This window comes from Rhodopseudomonas palustris, assembly GCF_034479375.1.
GTDB lineage: Bacteria > Pseudomonadota > Alphaproteobacteria > Rhizobiales > Xanthobacteraceae > Rhodopseudomonas > Rhodopseudomonas palustris_M.
The window spans coordinates 4,547,543-4,571,617 of record NZ_CP140155.1 but is presented as its reverse complement, the minus strand read 5'-3'; the positions used below and the strand labels follow the sequence as shown (position 1 = coordinate 4,571,617).

Here is a 24,075-nt window from a genome sequence, read left to right as displayed (position 1 = left end):
GGAGCGAAATTCAACATCTGGATCGGCGGCGCCGTGACGCGATCCTGCGTCGATGTGCTAGGGGTCGACAACGCAACGAGAGGCAACGAGCATGCGGCTGCAACTTCTTTCGCCTGGCGAAATGACCGACGACCAGCGGGCGATCTACGACGAGTCGATCGCCAGCAAGCGCGGCAGCCCGCCGCCGCCGATGATGGCGTGGCTGGCGAGCCCCGACATGGCGCGGCACGCCACGCGGCTCGGCGCCGTCCTGCGCTACGACACGTCGTTTCCGCCGGCGCTGTCGGAACTGGCGATCCTCGTCACCGCGCGGCACTGGACGGCGCATTTCGAATGGTACGCGCACAAGAAGATGGCGCTCGACGGCGGGCTCGATCCGGCGATCATCGAGGCGATCCGCGATCGCCGCACGCCGCGTTTCGACGATCCGAAAGCGCGCGTGATCTACGACGTCGCGCGGTCGCTGCACGAGGCCAGGGGACTGCCGCAGCCGCTCTACGACGAGGCGACGCAACTGCTGGGCGAGCGCGGCCTGGTCGAGATCATCGGCCTGTGCGGCTACTACACGATGGTGTCGATGACGCTGAACGCCTACGAATTTCCGCTGCCCGATGGCGAGGTGTCGGAACTGGCGTGAGCAACAAGTACGAACGTCATGCGCGGGCTTGACCCGCGCATCCATCCTTCTCATATCGGATGGATCGCCGGGTCGAGCCCGGCGATGACGTCCGTGAAGGAGCCGCGCCATGCCATCTGCTGAAACAGCGACACCCATCCCGACCGGCACAAGGATCGGCCATGTCCATCTGAAAGTCGCCGATCTCGATCGCGCGCTCGGCTTCTATTGCGACGTGCTCGGCTTTGCGGTGATGCAGCGGATGGGCGACCAGGCGGCGTTCATTTCGGCCGGCGGTTATCACCACCACATCGGCCTGAACACCTGGGAAAGCAAAGGCGGCTCGCCGCCGCCGCCCGGCACGACCGGGCTGTTTCACACCGCGATCCTGTATCCGACGCGGGCGGCGCTGGCGGATGCGCTGCATCGCGTGCTGCAGGCCGGCATCACGCTCGACGGCGCCAGCGACCATGGCGTCAGCGAGGCGCTGTATCTGCGCGATCCCGACCACAACGGCGTCGAATTGTATCGCGATCGCCCCGAAGCGGACTGGCCGCGCAGCCCCGACGGCGCGCTGGCGATGTTCACGCGAAGGCTCGATCTCGACGATCTGCTGCGGGCCCGGGTGGCGTAGCACATCCCTCCCCGTCATTCCGGGGCGCGAGCGTAGCTCGCGAACCCGGAATCCCGAGCTGTTCTGCCGCTTCGCCTCCCAACCTCGGGATTCCGGGTTCGCTCACTTCGTGAGCGCCCCGGAATGACGGTAGGTTGGTTACTTTCGCCCCCGAACCATCACCAGCGCCGCGGCGATCAGTTGCAGCACGATGCAGCCCGCGAACGGAACCGTGTAGCTACCGGAGACGTCGCGGACGAGGCCTATCACGCCGGGGCCGAACGCATAGGTCACCTGATTGATCGCGGTGACGAGGCTGATCAGCACGCCGAACGAGCCGGGCGCGAATTCGCGCTGCACGATCAGCGCCGGCAGCGTGATCAGATTGCCGACCGAGAAGCCGAACAGCGCGCAGGCGACCAGCAGCAGCGTGCCGTCGCGCGACAGGATCACGATCGCCAGCGCCACCGCCTGGCTCAGAAACGAGATCGCCGACACCAGCCGCTGGTCGAGCCGGTCGATCACGGTCGACAGCGACACGCGGCCCACCACCGCCATCGTAGTCAGCAGCGCCACCGCGGCTGCGGCGCGCTCGCGGCCGATCAGCGGGTCGAGATAGGCGATCAGGTGCACGATGAAGCCGACCTGCGCGAACAGCACCAGGGCGAACGCGATGGTGACGGTGAGGAACGCAATGTCGCGGAACGCCTCGCGGCGGATCGCGCCCGATGACAACGCCTTCACCGCACCCGGCCCGGCAGGATGGTCCGCGATGCGCAGCGGCGGGCGGCCGACGACGATCGCGACGACCGGCATCAGCAACATCCCGGCGATCGCCGCCGCCAGCGTCGCGTCGGCGAATCCGAAATGCCCGATCGCTGCGACCAGCAGCGGCACGCCGGCGATGCCGCCGAAGCTGGCGCCGTTCAGCGCCAGGCTGATCGCCATGCCGCGGCGCTCGTCGAACCACAGCCCGAGCGTGCTGGTGATGGCGCCGAGGCTGGTGCCGGCCCAGCCCACCGCGAGCAGCGCGTAGACGGCGTAAAGCTGCCAGACCGCGTCGATCCGGCCGAGCAGCGCGGTGCCGAGCGCCATCGCGGCAATGCCGCCGAGCAGACAGGCGCGCGGCCCGATCACGCGAATGACGTCGCCGACGAAGGCGACCAGTAGCGCGCCGCCGAGATAGAAGAACGTCGTCGCGGTCGCGATCAGCGACGACGGCCAGCCATGGAGCCGCGTGAGTTCGGCGAGATAGACGCTCTGGCCGTAGAAGCCGAGCGCCCAGCCGAAGGTCGCGACGGCAAAGCACATCGCGACGATCCGCCAGCCCTCATAATGGATCGAGCTCTCGTCGCGGAGCGGAAGGTTCACCATCCGCGGCGACCGGCCTTCGTCGCACGCGACGGCATCGGCGTCCCCCTGCGTCCGGCTCGGACGGCCGGATCGTTGTCTTGTTCGCGATCAGATGCCGCGATCTGGCACGGCGGCAGCGGCCGCCGCCACCCGTTTTCGCGACCAGCCGGTGATCGCGAGCACGATGAGGCCGAGCAGCACCGGCGGGAACACCGTCATGTTGACGGTCGCCCAGCCGTAATTCGCCAGCAACTGCCCGGACCCGAACGAGCCCAGCGCCATCATGCCGAACACCACGAAATCGTTGAACGCCTGCACCTTGTTCTTCTCGCTCGGCTGGTGGGTCTCCAGCACCAGCGCCGAGGCGCCGACGAAGGCGAAATTCCAGCCGACCCCGATCACGAACAGCGTCGCCCAGAAATGCGGGGCGGTGATCCCCATCAGGCCGATCGACGCGCCCGCGGCCTCGAGCGCCAGCCCGAGCGCGACCACCCGCGGCGCGCCGAACTTCGCGATCAGCGAGCCGGTGAAGAAGCTCGGCGCGTACATCGCGACAATGTGCCATTGCAGGCCGAAATTGGAATCGCTGATCGGCAGCCCGCACATCTGCATCGCCAGCGGCGCCGAGGTCATCACCAGATTCATCATCGGATAGGCGATCGCGCCGCACATCGCCGCGGCGATGAAGCGCGGCTGCCGCACGATTTCGAGCAGCGGCCGGCCCCCGGCGAAGTCGGCCGGCTGCGGCTTCGGCGCATCGACGCTCCACAGCACCGCCATCGCAATCAGCGCGACAGCGGCCTGCACCAGATAGCTGAAGGCGAACAGATAAGGCTGCCAGACGTCCATGGTCCACTGCACCAGCTGCGGACCGAGCACGCCGGCGAACACGCCGCCGGCCATCACCCAGGACACCGCCTTGGGGCGATACGCGGCGCTGGCGCCGTCGGCGGCGGCGAAGCGATAGGATTGCGACACCGCGCCGTACAGCCCGCCGAGGAAAGTGGCGACGCAGAACAGCTCGAACGAGCCGTACAGGATCGCCAGCGCGCCGAGCAGGCCGGTGAACGCGCCGCAGCCGGCGCCGATCATGAAGGAGGCGCGGCGGCCGTAGCGGCGCGCGATTGCGCCGGTCGGCAGCGTGCCGGCAGCGAGGCCGACCACATACATCGAGATCGGCACGGTCGCGAGCGACAGATCCGGCGCGAGCTGTGCGCCGATGATCGAGCCGGTGGCGAAGATCACCGCCGCATTGGCGCCGGTCAGCGCCTGCGCGGCCGCCAGCCGCGCCACGTTGGAGCGCGCGCGCGCATCGTCGACGAGTCCATCGATCGCCGTCGCGTCAACCATTGGCCGTTTCGCCCTTCGTGTGCGGCCCGGCCGCGAGATCGGGCCGCATCATAGGCCGCATCGGCCTGCGATCAACCGCCGCGGCCGGACCTAACCTATGCGAAGCGCTCGGGTTTCGCCGCTTCGGGAGAAACACAGGACGAGATTGTTGGCCGGCATCTCGACGGTTTCGGCCAACGTCAGCCCGTGCCCCGCCGCGAGCTGCTGCAATTCGCCGACGTCCCGCACGCCCCATTCGGGATTGGCGGAACGCAGGCTGGTGTCGAACACCGCATTGCTGACCGCGGTGTGATGGCCGTCGCGCTTGAACGGGCCATACAGAATTAATTGACCGTCCGGCCGCAGCGCGCGCGCGGCGCCGGCGAACAGCCCCTCCGCGACCGGCCACGGCGCGATATGCACGACATTGGCGCAGAACACCGCCGCCAGCGGACCCGGCCCGCGCCCGTCGGTCATCTCCGCGCACCAGGCCGGATCGGACAGATCGATCCGCAACGGCGACCGCACATTGCCGAGCCCGGCATAAGCGCGCCAGGCGGCGATGCTGATCAGATGCTGGGGATGAAGATCGCTCGGCCACCAGATGATCTCGGGGTGCTGACGGGCGAACGCGACGACGTGCTGGCCGGTGCCGCTGCCGGCTTCGAGCACTTCGCCCGTTGTTCCGTTCAGCAGCCGGCCCAGCACCTCGCAGATCGCCTGCTGGTTGCGATGAAACGCTGCGGCGTCGAGCCGACCGTCGGGCTCGACCGGCCGGCCGTCCTTGCCGAACTCGACCACATAGTCCGCCATCGGCGCCGCTCCTTGTTGATCTGCCGCAAGCTGCGTTGTCACTTCCAAGCCACATAGCGAAACAATCCGGCGACGACAAACCATGCGCGCCGTTTCGCCGCCAAGGGCGAATTGACTTTGCGCATTCTGACACTTTTAGTTGCAACCGACGGTTCCTCTTCGGGGGATCAAAAGGGAATGCGGTGCGGGCGTCTTGAGACGCCCAAATCCGCAGCTGTTCCCGCAACTGTAAGCGGTTCCACTTTCGTCGGAATGCCACTGGGAAACTCGGTCCTGGGAAGGCGACGGAAGGTAACCCCGCGAGCCAGGAGACCTGCCGTCATCCGTGGTCACACGCGAGAGTGCCGGTCGGGAATTGCAGGCATTGGTTTCGTCGGATGCGCAGGCAGTCGATGAAACCTCGTTCGCTGTGACGTGCCACAACGTCGACCGAGGTTTTCATCCATGCCGTCCCGTTTCGATGCCGTTCCCCGGCATCATTCCGCGCGCTCGCGCGCGCTGCTGACTTCCACCATTCTGGCGTCCAGCCTGTTCGCGAGCCTCGTGCCCGCTTCGGCGCAGGACAATACGCTGCCCGCCATCAACGTCACCGCGACCCGCAGCTACGAGGGCATCGTCGGCACCTCGACCACGGTGATCACCGCCGACGACATCGCGCATTCGCCGGCGCAGACCGTGCAGGAGATCATCGCGCAGACGCCCGGCGTGCAGACCAGGACGCTGTATGGCGGCGTCAACGGCACCGGCTCGTCGATCGATCTGCGCGGCTTCGGCGCCACCGCGACCTCCAACACGCTGTTCCTGGTCAACGGCCGCCGCCTCAACGACCTCGATCTGCAGGGCGTCGACCTGTCGAGCATCCCGCTGCAGTCGATCGAGCGGATCGAGATCACCCGCGGCGGCAGCGGCGCGGTGCTGTACGGCGACAATGCGGTCGGCGGCGTCATCAACATCGTCACCAAGACCGGCGCCGGCGGTCCGCCCGCGACGTTCCGCGCCGAAGGCGGCTTCGGCTCGTTCAACCAGCGGCTGGCGTCGATTTCCGCCGCCTTCAATTCCGGGCCGTGGTCGACCTCGGTGTTCGCCAACGGCGTGCGCTCCAACGGCTATCGCGCCAACAACGCGCTGGAACAGAACAACGCGATCGGCGAACTGCGCTATGCGACGCCGGATCTCAGCGCGTTCCTCAACATCTCGGGCGACAACCAGCATCTCGGCCTGCCCGGCTCCCGGACCGTCGATCCCTCGATCGGCGTCAACCAGCTCCAGACCGACCGCCGCGGCACCAACACGCCGTTCGACTATGCCGACAAGCAGGGCGCCAACATCACCGCCGGCTTCACCAAATCGCTGTGGGACGGCGCCGAACTGATCGTCGACGGCGGCGTCCGCGACAAGCGCCAGCAGGCCGGCTATTTCGGCAACGTGCCGCTGTCGCCGTTCAGCGCCAGCGCGTTCGACGCCCATCTGCAGACCTGGTCGATCACGCCGCGGCTCAGCATCAAGAACGCGATGTTCGGACTGCCGTCGAAAATCCTGACCGGCCTCGATTATTACGACGCGACCTACGATTCCGACCGCGGCCAGTATCGCAGCACGCCGCCGGTCCACGTCTACAACCTGTCGCAGAAGACGCTGGCGGGCTACTGGCAGCAGACCGTCGGCATCCTGTCGACCACCGACCTGTCCTATGGCGGCCGGGTGCAGAGCGTCAAAGTCGAGGCCAATGATCGGCTGAACCCGCTGGCGCCCGGCTATTTCGGCGGAGCCCAGGCGCTGCCGCTCAGCAGCACCGAAACCCAGCACGCGCTGCATATCGGCCTCGACCATCGCTTCAACGAGGTGTTCAGCGTGTTCGCCCGCGCCGCGCGGGCGTTCCGCACCCCGACTGTCGACGAGCGCGTCGCCTCGGGTCCGTCCTACGACGCGTTCTTCAATCCGATCCCGGGCAGCTTCGCGCTGAAGACCCAGACCTCGGTCGATTTCGAAGCCGGCTTCCGCGTCAGATCGGGACCGTTCGAGATGCAGACCAGCGCCTACAACATGGATCTCACCAACGAGATTCATTACGACCCGGTCAACTTCCACAACACCAATCTCGACCCGACCCGGCGCTACGGCGGCGAGACCAGCGCCTCGTTCCGCGTCAGCGATACGCTGCTGCTGCGCGGCGGCGCCGCCTACACCCGCGCGACGTTTCGCGAAGGCCCGTTCTCCGGCAACGACGTGCCGCTGGTGTCGCGCTATACGGCGAATGCCGGCGTGACCTGGAACGTCTGGCAGAAATACGTCGTGTTCGACGCGACCGCCCGCTACTGGAGCAGCCGCTACATGGACAGCGACGAAACCAACCTGCAGACCAAGATCCCGGCGAACGGCACGGTCGATGTCAAGCTGAGCGGCGCCTACGAGCACTTCTTCTGGTCGGCCAGCGTGATCAACCTGTTCGACGCGCAATATTACGATTACGCGGTCGCGAGCAGTTTCACGCCCGGCCGTTACGGCGCCTATCCGCTGCCGGGCCGAACCTTTCTCGTCAAGGCCGGCGTGACGTTCTGACACGACCGTACGGTTCATCACATCGTGCATGACAGGCCCCGGCAGCAAAGGCTGTTCCGGGGCCTTTTTCGTGCTACACCCCGCCCTTCCCAATCCACGCCCTTTCCATTTCAAGACAGACAACGACTGGAAGAATGACGAACGACGACAATTCCCGCACCGCCGCACGCGCCGGCGCACAGGAGACCGCCAACGCCCTGGCCGAGCGCGAAGCCGCGGCCAAGGCGGCGCGCGACAACATGGCGCGACTGCGCGCGCTGCGACTGGCCCGCGAGGCCGCCGAACCGCAGCGCACAGCGCCGACCAAGACCAAGCGCAGCACTGCAGGCGCAAAGACCGCAGGCGCGCGAACCTCGTCCCGAAAGGTGGACGACAAGCCGAGGCCGCTGTCCGAATGGCTCGCCGAGCAGCAGAGCGGCGGCCGTCGGACCTGAAACTGCGGCCGCCGGGCGCGTTGCGCCGGGCTGCCCTGTCCAAAACGCAGCGAGGCATCGCCTCATCATCCGCTAGACTGATGCTTGCAGCGGGCACCCGGTCGACGCACCGGAACCGGAACGCGCCGAGGCGCGCTCCCCGCCCTGCACGATGGATCGGACATGATGGGCGGCTGGCGGAAAAAGAAAGACAGCGACGCGAGCAAGGACAAGGGCGGCGAGCAGCCGAAGCCGGCGCCGGTCCGGGTTCCGGTCGACGACGTCTACGAGACCGGCGACATCGCCGCACCGGAACGCGATCGCGACGACGAGCAGCGCGACCTCTGATCACCGTCGCGGGACGCCGGGGCGCCGGCGAACGCAGCGCGATGCGCTGCGCGAACGAGGCGGCTCACCACGTCGGCAACGAGATTGCCGCCATGCGTTGAGCGAATGCTCGAAATCCCCGAAGCCCGCGCATTGCGCCGATCGGGACGATTGCGCGCGCCGCGAATTTCGTTGCGTGAAATGCACGCATTTGCCGCACTGCGGTTGCTCGCAAGCCGCGGCGCAATCCGTTTGAACCATCCCCTTTCTCGTGAGAGCGTCGGTCCGATCGCCGAGTTGTGCCTTCGCAGCTCGGACGATCCGACGTGCCAGCCCGCACCGCAGAGTGCGGCTTTCAACGACAACGAGGAAACGCCATGTCCATCAGCTTCGCGTCCATCAGCTTAGCGTCCGCCAGGATCCATCCCACCCGCACGGTGCTGCTCGCAGCCGGACTACTTGCGCTCGCCGCGGCCCAGCCTGCGCTCGCCCAGAAGCAATACGGCCCCGGCGTCACCGACACCGAGATCAAGATCGGGCAGACCATGCCCTACAGCGGGCCGGCGTCGGCCTACGGCATTCAGGGCCATGTCCAGACCGCCTACTACGCGATGATCAACGCCAAGGGCGGCGTCAACGGCCGCAAGATCAACCTGATCAGCCTCGACGACGCCTATTCGCCGCCGAAGACGGTGGAGCAGACGCGCAAGCTGGTCGAGCAGGACGAGGTGCTGGCGATCGTCGGCACCGTCGGCACGCCGACCAATTCCGCGACTCAGAAATATCTCAACGGCAAGAAGGTGCCGCAGATCTTCATCTCCACGGGTGCGGCGAAGTGGGACGATCCGAAGACCTTCCCGTGGACCACGCAGCTCTATCCTCCCTATCAGATGGAGGGGATGATCTTTGCGAAATATCTGCTCAAGAACAAGCCCGACGCCAAGCTCGGCGTGTTCTCGCAGAACGACGACGCCGGCAAGGACTACGTCAAGGGACTGAAGGAAGGCCTCGGCGACAAGGCCAAGACGATGATCGTCAAGGAGGTCACCTACGAGGTCACCGATCCCACCGTCGACTCGCAAATCGTCGCGCTGAAGGCCTCGGGCGCCGACACGCTGTTCACGATGGCGACGCCGAAATTCGGCGCCCAGGCGATCCGAAAGGTCCACGAGCTGAACTGGAAACCGCTCAACTTCGTCGTGAGCGTCGCCAGCTCGATCAAGGGCGTGCTCGAACCCGCAGGCAGCGAAGCCTCGACCGGGTTGCTCACCGCGCTCGCCATGAAGACGCCGACCGATCCGCGGTTCGAGAACGATGCCGATGTCAAGGAATTCAAGGAATTCCTCGCCAAGTGGTTTCCGAAAGGCGACATCGCCGACGGCAGCGTGGTGATCGGCTACATCTCGGCCTACATGACGACAAAGACGCTGGAAGCCTGCGGCGACAATCTCACCCGCGACAACCTGCTGAAGCAGGCGACCAACATCAAGCCGACCACTGCGCCGCTGCTGCTGCCCGGCATCACGATCTCGACCCGGCCGGACCGCTACGCGCCTTATACCCAGATGCAGATCGCCCGTTTCGACGGCAAGAGCTGGGTGCCGGAGGGCGAGGTGTTCAACACCGACACCGCGAGTCGTTGAGTGATACACGAGCGAATCGGGAGTTAGTCTGACACCTCAACTCCTCAACTCGTCATGGCCGGCCTCGTGCCGGCCATCCACGTCTTGCGGCGCTGATCGGTCGGAAGACGTGGATGCCCGGGACAAGCCCGGGCATGACGGCCGAGGAATCACGCCGGCTTACGTAGTCCAATCCTCGCGGGCTGTTCGTTCAGCAGCCTCGCGCGCTCGGTGTCCGGCCACAGCAGCAGCAGACCGAGCAGGCCGGAGACGACCATCACCGCGCCGTTGATCATGTAGCCGGTGAGATAGCCCTCGTTCAACGACGCGGCATTCTGGACGACGCTGCCCATCACCAGCGGCGCAATGATGCCGGCGAGCGTGTACAGCGCGCCGTAGATCGCCAGCGCGGCGCCGCGCTGCGACACCGGCGCGAATTCGGCGATCATCGGTGGACAGACGACATAGATCGCTCCGCACAGACCCGCGCCGATCACCAGCGCGGTGATCTGCCCGGTGGGGTTGTCGATGAACGGCATCGTCAGCAGGATCAGGCCGCCGAGCACCAGCGGCGCCGCGCCGAGCACGCCGCGGGCGAGCCGTGTGGAGGCGCCGCGCGCCATCAGCGACTGCGACAACCAACCCGTCAGCAGCAGGACGAGTGCGCCGAACACCCAGGGTGTGATCGAGATCAACCCGGCATCGTGCTGGCTGAAGCCGAGCCCGTTGACGATGTAGGTGGTGAACCAGGTCAGCCCGAGCGACAGCGCCCAAAACGCGCCGAAGGTCGCCGCGACGCAGCCGACAAAGGTGCGCGATGTCAGCAGCCGCGCATAGGGAATCCGCGTCTCGGCCGCGGTCATCGCCGCGGTCGGAACCAGCGGCCCTTCGCGGCCGAGCGCGATCCACGCCGCCGCCCACATCAGCCCGACGATGCCGAGCGCGCCGAACGCGTAGTGCCAGGAATGATTGACGATGATCCAGTTCAGCGCCGGCACCGCCAGGATCACGCCGAACGCCGAGCCCTGCGACAGGATCGCGGTCGGCAGCGTCCGTTTGTGATCGGGAAACCATTTGTAGATCGCATGCGCCGCAACCGCGAAGGCCGGACCTTCGCCGGCGCCGAGAACGATGCGGCAGATCAGCAGCGTGGTGAAGCTGACAGTGCCGACCATCGGAAATTGCGCCACCGACCACACCAGCGCCAGCACCAGCAGCACCCAGCGAGTGTCGATCCGGTTGACGATGAAGCCGACGATGACTGCGGTGGTCGAGAACAGAAAGAAGAACGACGAGCCGAGCAGTCCGAACTGTTCGGGCGTGAGGCCGAGCTCTTTGGTGATCGGCACGCCGGCGAGGCCGACCACGATCTTGTCGGCGAAATTGACCACCATGAACAGAAACAGGAGGAAGGTGATCCTCCAGGCGCCCTTCGGCGTGGATTGTCCGTCCAAGCGGGGTCTCCCGTCCATCGTCTTATTGTCGGCCCTTGTTGCGAGCCAGTCGCGATGCTGCCGCCGATGAGGCGGGAAAGCAATCACGTATTTGTCAGAATGCCGCAGGCACGACGCACCCGACTGCGTTGCGGTGCAAACAAGCGGGCATCCGGTCATTGAGTCGCGCGCGCGCGGTCACCATATCGGCCGGACATCGTTCACAGGGACATCAGGATGACCGGCCCGACGCGGAGCCTGCGCGATACTCTCGCAGGACACATGACGATCGTATCGCGCGGCTCGTGCAGGACGGCACGATGACGCGCCGCACCGAGCGGACCATCGCCTGATGCTGACCGTTGCCGGCCTGACCAAATCCTATCGCTCGGGGCAGGACAACGTCGCCGTTCTGCGCGGCGTGGATTTCGCGCTCGCCGCCGGCGAGAGCGTGGCGCTGACCGGCGAATCCGGCAGCGGCAAGAGCACGCTGCTGCATCTGATCGCCGGGCTCGACCAGCCCGATAGCGGCGAGATCGCCTATGGCGATCTAACGATCTCGCGGCTCGCCGACGCCGGGCGCGCGGCGTTCCGGCGCGAGCGGCTCGGGCTGGTGTTTCAGCAGTTCAATCTGATCCCGAGCCTCACCGTCGCCGACAATCTGTCGTTTCAGTCGCGGCTGGCCGGCCGCCACGACGCGCAATGGCACGCCGAACTGATCGAGCGGCTGGGGCTCGGCGCGTTGCAGAAGCGCTATCCCGAGCAACTCTCCGGCGGCCAGCAGCAGCGCGTCGCGATCGGCCGCGCGCTCGCGGTCAAGCCCGTCCTGCTGCTCGCCGACGAGCCGACCGGCAATCTCGACGAAGCCACCGCCGACGACGTGCTGGCGCTCGCCGCCGATCTGGTCCGCCGCACCGGCTGCGGCTTCCTGATGGTGACCCACAGCGAACGGCTCGCCGGAATGCTCGACCGGCGGGTGCATCTGCATGCCGGGTTGATCCGTTGAAGCGCGCGCTGTGGATCCTCGCGGTGCTGCTCAGCCATTGGCGACGCCATCCGCTGCAACTCGCCACCTTGCTGATCGGCCTGATCTCGGCGACCGCGCTGTGGAGCGGCGTGCAGGCGCTGAACGCGCAGGCGCGCACCAGCTACGACCGCGCCGCGGCGACGCTCGGCGGCGCCCGCACCGCGACGCTGGTCGCACCGGGCGGCGAGCATTTTCCGCAAGCGCTGTTCGTCGAGTTGCGCCGCGCCGGCTGGCCGGTGTCGCCGGTGGTGGAAGGCCAGATCCGGGTCGGCGGGCGCACGCTGCGGCTGCTCGGGATCGAGCCGCTGTCGATGCCGGTCGAAGCCAGCGCCGCGCCGGCGATCGGCACCGCCAATCTGCAGGGCTTCATCCTGCCGCCCGGGCAGACGCTGCTGTCGCCGGACACGCTCGCGGCGCTGAAGCTGGCCGAGGGCGCGACGCCGCCGATCAGCAATGGCGGCCGATTGCCGCCGTTGAAGCCGCAAGCCGAAGTCGCGCCGGGCGTGCTGGTGGTCGACATCGGCTTCGCGCAGAAGCTGCTCGGCCTGCAGGATCAGGTGTCGCGGCTACTGATCGGCAATAAGCCGGCGGCATCGCGGACGCCGCTGCGCGAGATCGTCGGCGACCGGCTCGAACGGATCGAGCCCGACACCGAGACCGACCTCGAACGCCTCACCGACAGTTTCCACCTCAACCTCACGGCGTTCGGCCTGCTGTCGTTCCTGGTCGGGCTGTTCATCGTCAATTCGGCGATCGGCCTCGCCTTCGAGCAGCGCCGGCCGATGCTGCGGACGCTGCGCGCCTGCGGCGCCTCGGCGCGGATGCTGAACAGCGTGATGGTGATCGAGCTGACGCTGATCGCGCTGGTCGCCGGCCTGATCGGGCTGGTCTGCGGCTACATCATCGCCGCGACGCTGCTGCCCGACGTCGCCGCCAGCCTGCGCGGGCTTTACGGCGCGCAGATTCCCGGCGAGTTGTCGCTGAAGCCGCAATGGTGGCTGGCCGGCATTGCGATCAGCATCCTCGGCGCGTTGGGGGCGTCGTCGGCGAGCCTGATCAAGGCGGCGCGTATGCCGGTGCTCGCCGCCGCGCAGGCGTTCGCCTGGCAGCAGGCGCAGCAGCGCTGGCTGCTGATCCAGGGCAGCGTGGCGCTTCTCGTCTTCGCCGCGGCGGCCTGCTTCCTGATCTTCGGAGACTCATTGGTATCAGGCTTCGCGGTGCTGGCCGCGATCCTGCTCGGCGCCGCATTGGGATTGCCCGCGGTGCTCGGCCTGGTGCTGGCGCTCGGCGAACGCGGTGCGCAGCGTCCGCTGATCAAATGGTTCTGGGCCGACAACCGGCTGCAGCTCTCCGGGCTGTCGCTCGCCTTGATGGCGCTGCTGCTGGCGCTCGGCGTCAATATCGGCGTGGGCACCATGGTGGAGAGCTTCAGCCGCACCTTCGTGCGCTGGCTCGACGGCCGGCTCACGGCCGAAGTCTATCTCAACGCCGCCAATGATGCACAGGCGAACGAGATCAAGGCGTGGGTGAAGCAGCGGCCGGAGGTGACCGCGCTGCTGCCCGGCGCCCGCGCCGAGGTGAAGCTCGACGGCTGGCCGGCCGAGGTCATCGGCTTCGCCGACGATCCGACCTATCGCGATCACTGGCCGCTGCTCGAACAGAGCCGCGACGTCTGGGACGTCGTCGCACGCGGCGACGCCGCGCTGATCAGCGAGCAATTGTCGCGGCGGATGAAGCTGAAGCTCGGCGATCGCATCGCGGTGCCGACCGGCAACGGCCCGTGGCCGCTCACCGTCGCGGCGATCTACGCCGATTACGGCAATCCGCGCGGCCAGATCGGCGTCGCCTATGAGGCGCTGATCGCGCGCTTTCCCGAGGTGGCGCAGACCCGGTTCGGGCTGCGGGTCGATCCGGCGCGCGTGCCGGCGCTGGTCGACGACCTGCGCACGACGTTCAAACTCGACAATCGCAGCCTAGCCGATCAGGCGACGCTGAAAACCGAATCGAAGCGGATTTTCAACCGCACCTTCGCGGTCACCGCGGCGCTCAACGCTTTCACGCTCGGCATCGCCGGCGTGGCGCTGCTGACGAGTCTCTTGACGCTCGGCAATTCGCGGCTGCCGCAGGTCGCGCCGCTATGGGCAATCGGGATCACCCGGCGCAAGCTCGCCTTCATCGAATTGATGAAGACGCTGTCGATGGCCGCGCTGACTGCGCTGCTGGCGCTGCCGCTCGGCCTCCTGGTGGCGTGGTGTCTGATCGCGGTGGTCAACGTCAAGGCGTTCGGCTGGCGGCTGCCGTTCGAGGTGTTTCCATGGGAGCTCTTGAAACTGCTCGGCGTGGCGCTGCTGGCGTCGCTGGTCGCGGCGGCGCTGCCTATCCTGAAGCTGCTGCGGATGCAGCCGGCGCAACTGGTGAAGGTGTTCGCCGATGAGCGCTAGCCATCCGATCTCACGCCGCGCGGTCGCCGGCGGCCTGCTCGCGCTCGGCCTCGGTGGTCCGCGCGCGCTGGCGCAAGGCTTCGCCGGGCTCGGCAGCGAGGCCGGCGAATTCGCGCCGGTGGTGCCGGGACGGGTGCTGAGTTTTCCGGCCGACCACGGCGCGCATCCGGATTTCCGCATCGAGTGGTGGTACCTCACGGCGAATCTGCAGGACGCCGGCGGCAAGGCTTACGGCGTGCAATGGACGCTGTTCCGGCAGGCGATGACGCCCGGCCCGCAGCGCGACGGCTGGGCCAATCAGCAGGTCTGGATGGCGCATGCGGGGCTCACCAGCGCCGAGACGCATCGCTACGCCGAGAAGTTTTCACGCGGCGGCATCGGACAGGCCGGGATCACTGCCGCGCCGTTTCGCGCCGCGATCGACGACTGGCAGATGACCGGCGGCGAGGCGATGGCTGCGGCGACGCTGTCGCCGCTCGACGTCACCGCCGCGGGATCGGACTTCGGCTACCGGCTGCGGCTGACTGCCGAGCGGCCGCTGGTGCTGCAGGGCGACAAAGGCTTTTCGCGCAAATCCGACCGCGGCCAAGCGTCGTATTACTACAGCCAGCCGTATTTCGCCGCGCGCGGGACGCTGACGATCGACGGCCGGCCGATCGAGGTCAACGGCACCGCCTGGATGGACCGCGAATGGTCGAGCCAGCCGCTCGCCTCCGACCAGACCGGCTGGGACTGGTTCTCGCTGCATCTCGCCTCCGGCGAGAAGGTGATGCTGTTCCGGCTGCGACAGAGCGACGGCAGCGCCTATTTCGCCGGCAACTGGATCGGGCTCGACGGCCGCTCAGAACAGCTCGCCCCGGACGCCATCACGCTGGAGCCGACCGGCTTCACCGACACCGCCGGCCGCAAGCTGCCGACGCGCTGGCGCGTCGGGGTGCCTGGCCATGGCCTGTCGATCACGACCACGCCGCTCAACCCGCAAAGCTGGATGGGCACCAGCTTTCCCTATTGGGAGGGGCCGATCTCGTTCAGCGGCAGCCAGAGCGGCAACGGATATCTTGAGATGACCGGCTATTGAGTTCAATCTGGCGGCAACCGGCGGCTTCAGCCGGACAGAACAAATCATATCGTTGGGAGCCCTGGGATGTTTCACTACACCACGATCGCGACCCTGCTGGCGTTGATGTTCTATTTCTACACCTCGGTGAACGTCGCGCGCGCGCGGATGCTGTACGGCGTCAAGGCGCCGGCGATTTCGGGCCATCCCGATTTCGAACGTGTCTTCCGGGTGCAGGCCAACACGCTGGAATGGTTGCCGATCTTCCTGCCGTCGCTGTGGCTGTTTGCCTATTATCTCAGCGACGCCTTCGCCGCCGCGCTCGGCGGCGTCTGGATCATCGGCCGGGTGATGTACATGATCGGCTATGCCGATGCGGCGCCGAAGCGCGGCGCCGGCTTCGCGGTGCAGATGGTCGCCGCCGCCGCCCTGTGGGGCGGCTCGGTCTACGGCGTCGTGCATCAGATGCTGGGGAAGTGAGCCGTCAGCGAAGCACGAGCGCCGTCACCCCGAGGTGACCGCGAAGCGGCCCTCGAAGGGCGACGGCTGCGCCTGGTACTAGAGCGTTTCATCGACTGATTGAAGCGATATGGACCTTGCCAAGTGCACTGCCCCCTCATCCTGAGGAGCCCGGCGAAGCCGGGCGTCTCGAAGGATGGGGCGACGCAGTGCCGGTGGCGCATGGTTCGAGACGGCGCTGCGCGCCTCCTCACCATGAGGTCGTAATTGTGGTGAGCGTCCCGGAACGCCAGTGCTGAATCCATTTGAGACAGAACGGCTCCAGCGTCGACCAGACACACGGCCGGCGTCCTTGCGGAGCGCCGGCCTCGTTCTTTCCGCCGATCGACCGTCGCCTACCTGGTCAGCGGGCAGCCGCTCTCGGCCGCGCTCGGGAACGCCATGTAGCCCTCCACCGTCGAGATCAGCTTGTAGTAATCCCACGGCTTCTTCGACTCTTCCGGCTTCTTCACCTCGAACAGATACAGATCGTGGACGAAGCGGCCGTTGGCCAGCACCTTGCCTTTGGCGAAAGCGTCGTCGACCGGGAGCTTCTTGAGCTTCGCCGCCACCGCTTCGGTGTCCTTGGTGCCGGCGGCCTTCACCGCCTTGAGATAGGACAGCGTCGCCGAATAGGTGCCGGCCTGGATCATGTTCGGCATCCGGTTGGTGCGCTTGAAGAAGCGTTCGGCGAATTCGCGGGATTTGTCGTCGCGGTCCCAGTAATACGCCTCGGTCAGCACCAGGCCCTGCGCCGCCTTGAGCCCCAGGCCGTGCACCTCGGCGACCGTCAGCAACAGGCCGGCGAGCTTCTGGCCGCCGGCGACGATGCCGAATTCCGAGGCCTGTTTGATCGAATTGGCGGTGTCGAGGCCGGCATTGGCGAGGCCGACGATCTTCGCCTTCGAGCTTTGCGCCTGCAGCAGGAAGGACGAGAAGTCCGACGAATTCAGCGGATGGCGGACCGAGCCGACCACCTTGCCGCCGTTCGCCTTGACGACTTCGCTGGTGTCCTTTTCCAAGGCGTAGCCGAAGGCGTAGTCCGCGGTGAGGAAGAACCAGGAATCGCCGCCCGCCTTCACCAGCGCGCCGCCGGTGCCGACCGCGAGCGCATGCGTGTCGTAGGCCCAATGGAAGCCGTAAGGCTGGCAGGCATCGCCGGTGATGCGCGAGGTCGCCGCGCCGACCACGATGTCGATCTTCTTCTTTTCCTTCGACAGGTCCTGGATCGCCAGCGCCACCGACGAGGTGGTCAGTTCGGTGATCATGTCGACGCCATCGACGTCGTACCATTTGCGCGCGATCGCGACCGCGTTGTCGGGCTTGTTCTGATGGTCGGCGGAGACGATCTCGATCTTCTGGCCGAGCACCTCGCCGCCGAAATCCTCGACCGCCATCTTGGCGGCTTCGAGCGACCACTTGCCGCCGTAGTCGGCATAGACGCCGGACTGATCGTTGAGGATGCCGATCTTGACGCCCTGCGCCGACGCCGGAGCAATCGCAAACAGGGCGCTGGTCGCCAATGCGGCGGAGAAAATCCTGACGTTCATCGAGCGTGCCTCCCGGGGCCTTTTTTGATTGAGGGCACACTAATCAAGAAGCCGGCGGCTGCCCAGCGGATTCTTGGTTGCGGCGTCGCGGCGGGACTACGAGCCGTCACGCCGCCGTCACTACCTGAGCCCGTCGAATTTGTAGGACGCCTGCAGGAAAGTTCCGTAGCGTTCGGTGCGCGTCGGCAACGTCTGGCACGGACATTCCGAGCCGAAGGCGTTGGTGTAGGCGTTGGTGGTCGCCCACATCGCCCAATAGCGCGCGCCGGCGCCGACGCTGAAGGCGTTCGTGACCTGATACGACAGGATCGCCTCGAGCTGCACGCCCTGCCCGGTTCCCCGCTCCGGCGACACGGTATCGGTGACGTCGGTGCGCATCACGTGATTATCGGTTCCGAACATCTTCACATAGGGCAGATAGGCGGCGTCGGCGGACAGCTTCAGCCCGCGGCCGAGCCCGAGTTCGCCGTTGAATCCGACCCGGAGCGAATGCCAGGTGTCGTCTTCGGTCATGGCCAGAACAGTGTTGGCGATCGGCGAGCCGCAGATCTGCGACGCGCTTGCGCCTGCGGTCTGCACGCAGCCATAGGCCGATTTGTTCTCGCGGTAGTAGTTATAGCCGACGAAGCCGCCGAACTTGTAGCCCGGCCCGCGCAGCAGATTGTAGCCGACGTCGAGCGTCGCATAGGCGATGCTGCCCTTCACCGGATCGTGGAATGTGTTGGAATACGGGATGCCGTCAGTGGCGATCCAGTCCTCGTCGTTCATGTGGCCGCTCAACAGCGTGCCGCCGCCGGCGAAGCCCTTGAGGAAGGTATCGTAGGGACCATCGACGCGGCCGAACATTTCGCCCGACGCCGCCGTGCTCTGATAGGCCAGCCGCGAGATCAGGATGTTCTGCTGGCCCTGATTGGTGGTCGCGCCGAGGTCTTTCTGGAAGCGTCCCGAGCTGTACCAGACCCGGCCGCCGACCTCGATCGCGCCGCGCTCGACGACGTCGTCCGCCACCTGCGGGCCGCGCAGGTGGTAGTCGTCGAAGCGCGCATCGACGTCGCCGCCGAATTTGAGATTGAGGCCGACCTTCACCGCGTGCAGATCCTGGGCGACCTTGCTGACGCCTTGCGGCGTGGCGAAATAGCCGACGCCCGGGACCAGCCGATAGCTCGCAGGCGTCGTCATCTCGGCGTTGCCGAAATTCGCATAGTCGTATTCGAACTTGACCGACCAGGCCGGCGCCAGCGCACGTTCGATGCCGGCGCCGGCGGTCCAGCCCCAGCGGCCGTCATTGTTCTCGGTCGACAATCCGATCGGATAGCCGGTGGTGATGTCGAGACGCTCGCTGAGGAAAGCGGCGCCGGCTTTGGCATAGAGCAGCGTGCGGCCGCCGGGGCCGGTGACGAGGCCGGCCCGACCCGTGAGGGTCGCCATCGCATCCTGCCGGACGCGGCAATTCGCCGAGATGAACAGGCCGGACGAGACCATGCAGCTTTGGGTGCCGTTGCCGTTCATCGCGCTGAGATCGGCCTCGAGGCCGACCAGCCAATTGGCGTTCGGCTGATAGTTGTAGCCGACCTGAATGCCGGCGAGCGCTGCCGGGCTGCGGACGCTGCCGCCGTAGAGGCCGGGGCCGGCGGGATCGCTGAAGCTGGTCTGCCCGAAGCTGCCGCCGAGATGCGCGCCCCAATACAGGCCGGTCCAGCTCCACTGCACCGGCGCGGCGGGGAGCAGAGGCAGCCGCGGCAGATCGGCGGCGGCTGCGGTTCCTGCGGCCAGCATCAGGACGGCCGTGGTCGAAGCGAAAAGACGCATGGGGTTCACACAACTGGTCAGCGCTACAATGCCGACCAGTGTGCAACCCAGGGATTAAAAATCCGGTAACCCTGTTTGTTATTCAGCCGCTAACCATGCGCAACAACGCCGCGCAGCACCAGCCGGTTGAGCCGGCCGGCGAAGGCGGCGGGGTCTTCGGGCAATTCGCCGTCGAGGATCTGCGCCTGCTCCAGCAGCAGGAACGACAGGTCGGTGGCGTCGGCCTTGTCGGCCCTGGTGTCGGCCAGGGCGGCGACCAGCGGATGGCCGAGATTGATCTCGAGCACCGGCTTGGTGGCGGCGCCCTTGTTGGCGCGGGCCAGCATCTTCTCCAGCTCGCGATCCGGCCCGAAGCCGCCGGCGACGAGGCACGACGCGCTCGAGGTCAGCCGCTGCGACGCCTTGACGTCGCTGACGCGATCGCCGAGCGCGTCCTTGATCACCGCGATCACGGTGGCCTCGTCGGCCTTGGCCTCGTCCGGCTTGTCCTCGGCCTTGTCGGTATCGAGCTTCGGGATCAGGTCGAAATTGATGTCGCCCTGGCTCAGCGACTTCAGCGGCTTGCCGCCGAAGTCGAGCTGGCCGGAGGTCCAGAACGCATCGACCGCGTCGGTCAGCAGCAGCACCTCGATGCCGCGGGCGGTCGCGGATTCCAGCTTCGGATTGGACTTCAGCCGCTCGATCGAATCGCCGACCAGATAATAGATCTCGGTCTGGTTCTCCTTCATCGCCTCGACATATTGCGCGAGCGTGCGATTGTCGCCGGCCGTCGTGGTGAAACGCGCCAGCGACAGCAGCTTCTCGCGGCGCTCGTAGTCCTCGTAGAGGCCTTCCTTGATCACCGGGCCGAACGCGTCCCAGATCTTGGCGAACTGCTTGGGCTGCTTCTCGGCGAGGCTGTCGAGTTCGCCGATCACCTTGCCGGTCACCGCTTTGCGGATCTGCGCGAGCTGCGGATTGTTCTGCAGCATCTCGCGCGACAGGTTCAGCGGCAGGTCCTCACTGTCGATCACGCCCCGCAAAAAGCGCAGATAGGGCGGCAGCAGATCGGCGTCCGCGGTGATGAAGACGCGGCGGACATAGAGCTTGATACGGCCCTTGCGCTCCGGCTCGAACAGGTCGAACGGCTTGGACGACGGCGCGAACAGCATCACCGCATAGGATTGCCGGCCCTCGGCGCGGTAGTGCAGCGTCATCGCCGGCTCGTCGAACGCCCCGGCGATCTGCCGGTAGGCCTGCTTGTAGTCCTCTTCGGTCAGTTCGGATTTCGAGCGCTGCCACAGCGCGCTGGCCGAATTGATCTGGCGCGGCTCGCCCTCTTCGGGCACCAGTTCGATCGGAAACTGGATGTTGTCGGAGTACTCGCTGACGATGCGCTCGATCTGATAGGCCTCGAGATATTTCGATGCCTCGGGCTTCAGATGCAGCACGATCTCGGTGCCGCGGCTGACCCGCGCGGCCGCCTCTTCGGAGGCCGGCGCGATCTCGAAGCCGGCGCCGCCCGACGACGACCAGGTCCAGGCCTCGGCCGAGCCGGCGCGACGGCTGGTGACGACGATGCTGTCGGCGACCATGAAGGCCGCGTAGAAGCCGACGCCGAACTGGCCGATCAGCCCGGCGCCGTCCTTGGCCTCGGTCAGCTTGGTGAGGAACGATTTGGTGCCGGATTTAGCGATGGTGCCGAGATTGTCGATCAGCTCCTGGCGGTCCATGCCGATGCCGTTGTCGATCACGGTCAGCGTGTCCGGCTCCTTCTTCGGCACGATCCGGATCTTCGGCTCGCCGCCGTCTTGCATCAGCGCAGGGTTTGCGATCGACTCGTAACGCAGCTTGTCGAGCGCGTCGGAGGCGTTGGAGATCAGTTCGCGCAGGAAGATGTCGGTCTCGGAATAGACCGAGTGCACCATCAGGTTCAAAAGCTCGGCCACTTCGGCCTGGAACGGCTTCGTCTCGCTGGCGGTATCAATCGTGGTCATGAGGGACGCTCGATCCTGAACAAAGGTGAATGGGAAGACCCGGATATAGCGCGCGGGAGGATGATGGCAAGGCGTGCGCAAGCGACGATCACGCCGGGCGATCAGGCGTCCGTTTTGTGATCCGCCCCGCTTTGACTTGCCGCGCCGGAGGCGGCATTGTCGCGCCATGAGCACCCCGTCCGACACCAAAGCCAAAGCCGGCGCCGCGATCATTCCGGTCACGCCATTCCAGCAGAACTGCACGCTGTTGTGGTGTGAGGCCACCCGCAAGGCGGTCGTGGTCGATCCCGGCGGCGACGTCCCGGAGATCCTGGCCGCGATCGAAAACGCCAAGGTGACGGTCGAGGCGATCTGGCTGACCCACGGCCACATCGATCACGTCGGCGGCGCCGCCGATCTGCGCGACGCATTGAAGGTCGCGGTCGTCGGCCCGCATCGCGACGACCAGTTCCTGCTCGACAACGTCGTCAACAGCGGCCGCAGCTTCGGCATCGACGGCGTCCGCGACGTCACGCCGGACCGCTGGCTGGACGAGGGCGACCATGTCGGCGTCGGCGAACTCAGCTTCGCGATTCTGCATTGCCCCGGACATTCGCCCGGCAGCGTGGTGTTCTTCAACGACGCGATGCGGTTCGCCCTGGTGGGCGACGTGCTGTTCGCGGGCTCGGTCGGGCGCACCGACCTGCCCGGCGGCAGCCACGCCACGCTGATCCGGTCGATCACCGACAAGCTGCTGCCGCTCGGCGACGACGTCGGCTTCATCTGCGGCCACGGCCCCGGATCGAGCATCGGCCAGGAGCGCATGACCAATCCGTTCCTGACAGGCGCGATGTAGCAGCCGGTTCGCCGAACCCGCTCGCGCACGCACCGGCATTCATCGGGACAGACCCGCCGTACCGGAGATTCGCTGCGCGCGCGCGGATGACGGCAGCGACGTGCCGTCGCCTCGTAGTCCTACGCAGTATCGAGTTGTGGCTGGTCTGCGGCATCGTCGGATCCCGGATGGAACGCCGCAATCGACAAGCGATGACGGCCGACATATCTTGATTCCGAGATGTTCGATCGACGGTTCTGCCGCCGAACCATCTGCCATCGATACCGGCGCCGGCATCCAAGCAATGCACGGCGCGAAGATACGCGACAGCGAGACCGCGGGAGCGCTCCCAGCATGACAGCCGAACTCCTCAGCGAGCCGCTCAGCCGTTTTCGGGCGATGGACACTTCCAGTCCCGACGAACTCGCGCAGGCGCTCGCCAGGGTCTATGGCGTCCGCCATTTCCAGTGCGGTGCGGCTGGGACTTTCCGCGTGCGCGGCAATTTCCTGCAGCTTCAGGACATCGCGCTCGGCTTCACGTCCGGCCACGCACCGCTGATCGTGGACTTCCCCGAAGCCGACTTCGCACGGCTGCAGATCGCGCTGACGGGACATTCGTCCACCCGCAGCGCCGGCGTCACCACTGCGATCGATCCGCGGCAGGCCTGCATCACCTCGCCGGCACGCGCGGCCCATACCGAATTCGGCGAGACCTACGAGCACCTGCTGCTTCGGGTGAACAGCCACGCGCTCGACCGAAAACTCGCGGCGCTGCTCGGCACCAGACCGAAGCGCGCGATCGAATTCGAACCCGCGGCGAGCAACGACCTGCCGCAGGCCGCCAATCTTCGCCGTCTGATCTCGTTCGTGAACAGCCAGATCAATTCGACGACCGCGCCGCTGCCACCGCTGGTGCTGGCCGAACTGCAGGAAGCGATCACCCTGCTGTTCCTGACCGCCTATCCCCACAATTTCACCCGGTTTCTCGAGGCCGATCCGCGCGGCGCGGCGCCCAAGCACGTGCGCAAGATCGAAGAGTACATCGAGGCCAACTGGGCCAAGCCGATCACCATCGAAACGCTGACCGACCTGACCGGGATCAGCGCACGCGGCATCTTCAAGGCCTTCCAGCGCAGCCGCGGCTATTCGCCGATGGCGTTCGCCAAACAGGTCCGGCTCCGCCACGCGCGCGCGCTTCTGAAACAGGGCCGCTCGCGGACGTCCGTCACCGCGGCGGCCTTTGCCTGCGGATTCGCCAATCTCGGCCATTTCGCCAAGGACTATCGGGAAGCGTTCGGAGAACGGCCGTCGGAGACGCTGCTCCGATCGAGCCGATAGGTTGTGCCGAAAAAACGACGGGCCGCCCCGAAAGGCGGCCCGTTATTTCGGGGATCAGGCTGTGTCAGTCGATGACTTCGACGATGCGGCGGGTGCCCGGCTCGACCAGAACGGTGCGGCCGTTCACCACCGTGTAGCGATATTCGCGCGCCGAATTGAACCGGTCCGGAACTTCGTAATAGGTCACGCCATCGGCCGGCAGCACGGCGCCGACGCGAACTTCGTCACGATAGGAATAAGAGGGGCGGCCCTGCTCGACCACATAGGAGCGAAAGCGCGGACGGTCGTCCACACCGAGGATGCCGGCGACGCCGCCGACGACACCGCCGATGGTGCCGCCCACCACTGCACCGACCGGACCCGCGGCGCGCTCGCCCTCGCGCGCTCCGCGCTCGATGCCGCCCGGCACCCCCTGAGCATTCGCGACAGCCGGCGCGGCGAGCGCCAGAATGACAACAGCGGTTCCGACAAAGCGATTGATCATGGT

General features: G+C 66.6%; 20 protein-coding genes and 1 riboswitch. Of the genes, 12 read left to right on the top strand and 8 right to left on the bottom strand.

The window, feature by feature from the left end; translation table 11 throughout:
• The first annotated feature begins 91 nt into the window (after positions 1–91).
• A complete protein-coding gene (locus SR870_RS20700) occupies positions 92–637 on the top strand; it encodes a carboxymuconolactone decarboxylase family protein (protein ID WP_322515383.1) in 546 nt (181 codons plus the stop codon).
• A gap of 109 nt (positions 638–746) precedes the next feature.
• Complete coding sequence (locus tag SR870_RS20695) at positions 747–1,250, top strand: VOC family protein (RefSeq protein ID WP_322515382.1); 504 nt, start codon at positions 747–749, stop codon at positions 1,248–1,250.
• A 138-nt stretch (positions 1,251–1,388) separates the two neighbouring features.
• Here SR870_RS20695 and SR870_RS20690 read toward each other — a convergent pair whose 3' ends face one another.
• The 3 genes from SR870_RS20690 to SR870_RS20680 all read right to left on the bottom strand — a co-directional run bounded on the left by SR870_RS20690 (position 1,389) and on the right by SR870_RS20680 (position 4,724).
• Positions 1,389–2,603: an MFS transporter gene (locus SR870_RS20690; RefSeq protein ID WP_322515381.1), complete on the bottom strand. Its 1,215-nt coding sequence runs from the start codon at positions 2,601–2,603 to the stop codon at positions 1,389–1,391.
• 87 nt (positions 2,604–2,690) lie between these two features.
• Positions 2,691–3,932 carry an MFS transporter gene (locus SR870_RS20685; protein WP_322515380.1) on the bottom strand — a complete coding sequence of 414 codons (1,242 nt, stop codon included), beginning with the start codon at positions 3,930–3,932 and terminating at the stop codon, positions 2,691–2,693.
• A gap of 90 nt (positions 3,933–4,022) precedes the next feature.
• Entirely contained in the window at positions 4,023–4,724 is a 702-nt protein-coding gene (locus SR870_RS20680; RefSeq protein ID WP_322515379.1) for a DUF938 domain-containing protein, read from the bottom strand.
• A gap of 132 nt (positions 4,725–4,856) precedes the next feature.
• Positions 4,857–5,060: riboswitch (cobalamin riboswitch) on the top strand.
• Positions 5,061–5,168: 108 nt separating this feature from the next.
• Here SR870_RS20680 and SR870_RS20675 point away from each other — a divergent pair.
• From SR870_RS20675 to SR870_RS20660, 4 genes are all read left to right on the top strand, one after another.
• Positions 5,169–7,283, top strand: a complete 2,115-nt coding sequence (locus SR870_RS20675; protein ID WP_322515378.1) for a TonB-dependent receptor — start codon at positions 5,169–5,171, stop codon at positions 7,281–7,283.
• A gap of 134 nt (positions 7,284–7,417) precedes the next feature.
• Entirely contained in the window at positions 7,418–7,717 is a 300-nt protein-coding gene (locus SR870_RS20670) for a hypothetical protein (RefSeq protein WP_322515377.1), read from the top strand.
• Between the two features lie 162 nt (positions 7,718–7,879).
• Positions 7,880–8,044: a hypothetical protein gene (locus SR870_RS20665; RefSeq protein ID WP_322515376.1), complete on the top strand. Its 165-nt coding sequence runs from the start codon at positions 7,880–7,882 to the stop codon at positions 8,042–8,044.
• Positions 8,045–8,400: 356 nt separating this feature from the next.
• On the top strand, positions 8,401–9,666 hold the full coding sequence (locus SR870_RS20660) for an ABC transporter substrate-binding protein (RefSeq protein ID WP_322515375.1): 1,266 nt from the start codon (positions 8,401–8,403) through the stop codon (positions 9,664–9,666).
• Positions 9,667–9,815: 149 nt separating this feature from the next.
• On the opposite strand, the gene SR870_RS20655 is transcribed toward SR870_RS20660, so the two are convergent.
• Positions 9,816–11,117, bottom strand: coding sequence for an MFS transporter (locus tag SR870_RS20655; RefSeq protein ID WP_322515374.1), 1,302 nt, complete (start codon positions 11,115–11,117; stop codon positions 9,816–9,818).
• Positions 11,118–11,430: 313 nt separating this feature from the next.
• Between SR870_RS20655 and SR870_RS20650 the strand changes: the two genes are divergently transcribed.
• From SR870_RS20650 to SR870_RS20635, 4 genes are all read left to right on the top strand, one after another.
• Positions 11,431–12,084: an ABC transporter ATP-binding protein gene (locus SR870_RS20650; protein ID WP_322515373.1), complete on the top strand. Its 654-nt coding sequence runs from the start codon at positions 11,431–11,433 to the stop codon at positions 12,082–12,084.
• Positions 12,081–14,546, top strand: coding sequence for an ABC transporter permease (locus SR870_RS20645; protein WP_322515372.1), 2,466 nt, complete (start codon positions 12,081–12,083; stop codon positions 14,544–14,546). The genes SR870_RS20650 and SR870_RS20645 overlap by 4 nt, the downstream gene beginning before the upstream one ends.
• Positions 14,536–15,624: a lipocalin-like domain-containing protein gene (locus tag SR870_RS20640; protein WP_322515371.1), complete on the top strand. Its 1,089-nt coding sequence runs from the start codon at positions 14,536–14,538 to the stop codon at positions 15,622–15,624. The genes SR870_RS20645 and SR870_RS20640 overlap by 11 nt, the downstream gene beginning before the upstream one ends.
• Before the next feature lie 66 nt (positions 15,625–15,690).
• Positions 15,691–16,083 (top strand): MAPEG family protein, encoded by a 393-nt coding sequence (locus SR870_RS20635; protein ID WP_322515370.1) that lies wholly within the window; start codon positions 15,691–15,693, stop codon positions 16,081–16,083.
• A gap of 374 nt (positions 16,084–16,457) precedes the next feature.
• On the opposite strand, the gene SR870_RS20630 is transcribed toward SR870_RS20635, so the two are convergent.
• From SR870_RS20630 to htpG, 3 genes are all read right to left on the bottom strand, one after another.
• Positions 16,458–17,651, bottom strand: a complete 1,194-nt coding sequence (locus tag SR870_RS20630) for an ABC transporter substrate-binding protein (protein WP_322515369.1) — start codon at positions 17,649–17,651, stop codon at positions 16,458–16,460.
• 120 nt (positions 17,652–17,771) lie between these two features.
• Positions 17,772–19,460, bottom strand: coding sequence for a porin family protein (locus tag SR870_RS20625; protein WP_322515368.1), 1,689 nt, complete (start codon positions 19,458–19,460; stop codon positions 17,772–17,774).
• Between the two features lie 89 nt (positions 19,461–19,549).
• Positions 19,550–21,436 carry a molecular chaperone HtpG gene (htpG, locus tag SR870_RS20620; protein WP_322515367.1) on the bottom strand — a complete coding sequence of 629 codons (1,887 nt, stop codon included), beginning with the start codon at positions 21,434–21,436 and terminating at the stop codon, positions 19,550–19,552.
• Between the two features lie 166 nt (positions 21,437–21,602).
• Between htpG and SR870_RS20615 the strand changes: the two genes are divergently transcribed.
• Together SR870_RS20615 and SR870_RS20610 are read left to right on the top strand one after the other, a co-directional pair.
• The gene (locus tag SR870_RS20615; RefSeq protein WP_322515366.1) at positions 21,603–22,271 is read left to right on the top strand and encodes an MBL fold metallo-hydrolase; all 669 of its coding nucleotides are present in this window, start codon (positions 21,603–21,605) and stop codon (positions 22,269–22,271) included.
• A 333-nt stretch (positions 22,272–22,604) separates the two neighbouring features.
• A complete protein-coding gene (locus SR870_RS20610; RefSeq protein WP_322515365.1) occupies positions 22,605–23,588 on the top strand; it encodes an AraC family transcriptional regulator in 984 nt (327 codons plus the stop codon).
• Between the two features lie 64 nt (positions 23,589–23,652).
• Here the strand turns inward: SR870_RS20610 and SR870_RS20605 are convergent, their stop codons facing one another.
• Positions 23,653–24,072 carry a DUF1236 domain-containing protein gene (locus SR870_RS20605; protein WP_322515364.1) on the bottom strand — a complete coding sequence of 140 codons (420 nt, stop codon included), beginning with the start codon at positions 24,070–24,072 and terminating at the stop codon, positions 23,653–23,655.
• Between the last annotated feature and the right edge of the window lie 3 nt (positions 24,073–24,075).

What these genes read in the sequence shown, in the direction of transcription:
- SR870_RS20700 (WP_322515383.1), top strand. Translation starts at nt 92, where the DNA reads ATGCGGCTGCAACTTCTTTCGCCTGGCGAAATGACCGACGACCAGCGG.
- SR870_RS20695 (WP_322515382.1), top strand. Translation starts at nt 747, where the DNA reads ATGCCATCTGCTGAAACAGCGACACCCATCCCGACCGGCACAAGGATC.
- SR870_RS20690 (WP_322515381.1), bottom strand. Translation starts at nt 2,603, where the DNA reads ATGGTGAACCTTCCGCTCCGCGACGAGAGCTCGATCCATTATGAGGGC.
- SR870_RS20685 (WP_322515380.1), bottom strand. Translation starts at nt 3,932, where the DNA reads ATGGTTGACGCGACGGCGATCGATGGACTCGTCGACGATGCGCGCGCG.
- SR870_RS20680 (WP_322515379.1), bottom strand. Translation starts at nt 4,724, where the DNA reads ATGGCGGACTATGTGGTCGAGTTCGGCAAGGACGGCCGGCCGGTCGAG.
- SR870_RS20675 (WP_322515378.1), top strand. Translation starts at nt 5,169, where the DNA reads ATGCCGTCCCGTTTCGATGCCGTTCCCCGGCATCATTCCGCGCGCTCG.
- SR870_RS20670 (WP_322515377.1), top strand. Translation starts at nt 7,418, where the DNA reads ATGACGAACGACGACAATTCCCGCACCGCCGCACGCGCCGGCGCACAG.
- SR870_RS20665 (WP_322515376.1), top strand. Translation starts at nt 7,880, where the DNA reads ATGATGGGCGGCTGGCGGAAAAAGAAAGACAGCGACGCGAGCAAGGAC.
- SR870_RS20660 (WP_322515375.1), top strand. Translation starts at nt 8,401, where the DNA reads ATGTCCATCAGCTTCGCGTCCATCAGCTTAGCGTCCGCCAGGATCCAT.
- SR870_RS20655 (WP_322515374.1), bottom strand. Translation starts at nt 11,117, where the DNA reads ATGGACGGGAGACCCCGCTTGGACGGACAATCCACGCCGAAGGGCGCC.
- SR870_RS20650 (WP_322515373.1), top strand. Translation starts at nt 11,431, where the DNA reads ATGCTGACCGTTGCCGGCCTGACCAAATCCTATCGCTCGGGGCAGGAC.
- SR870_RS20640 (WP_322515371.1), top strand. Translation starts at nt 14,536, where the DNA reads ATGAGCGCTAGCCATCCGATCTCACGCCGCGCGGTCGCCGGCGGCCTG.
- SR870_RS20635 (WP_322515370.1), top strand. Translation starts at nt 15,691, where the DNA reads ATGTTTCACTACACCACGATCGCGACCCTGCTGGCGTTGATGTTCTAT.
- SR870_RS20630 (WP_322515369.1), bottom strand. Translation starts at nt 17,651, where the DNA reads ATGAACGTCAGGATTTTCTCCGCCGCATTGGCGACCAGCGCCCTGTTT.
- SR870_RS20625 (WP_322515368.1), bottom strand. Translation starts at nt 19,460, where the DNA reads ATGCGTCTTTTCGCTTCGACCACGGCCGTCCTGATGCTGGCCGCAGGA.
- htpG (WP_322515367.1), bottom strand. Translation starts at nt 21,436, where the DNA reads ATGACCACGATTGATACCGCCAGCGAGACGAAGCCGTTCCAGGCCGAA.
- SR870_RS20615 (WP_322515366.1), top strand. Translation starts at nt 21,603, where the DNA reads ATGAGCACCCCGTCCGACACCAAAGCCAAAGCCGGCGCCGCGATCATT.
- SR870_RS20610 (WP_322515365.1), top strand. Translation starts at nt 22,605, where the DNA reads ATGACAGCCGAACTCCTCAGCGAGCCGCTCAGCCGTTTTCGGGCGATG.
- SR870_RS20605 (WP_322515364.1), bottom strand. Translation starts at nt 24,072, where the DNA reads ATGATCAATCGCTTTGTCGGAACCGCTGTTGTCATTCTGGCGCTCGCC.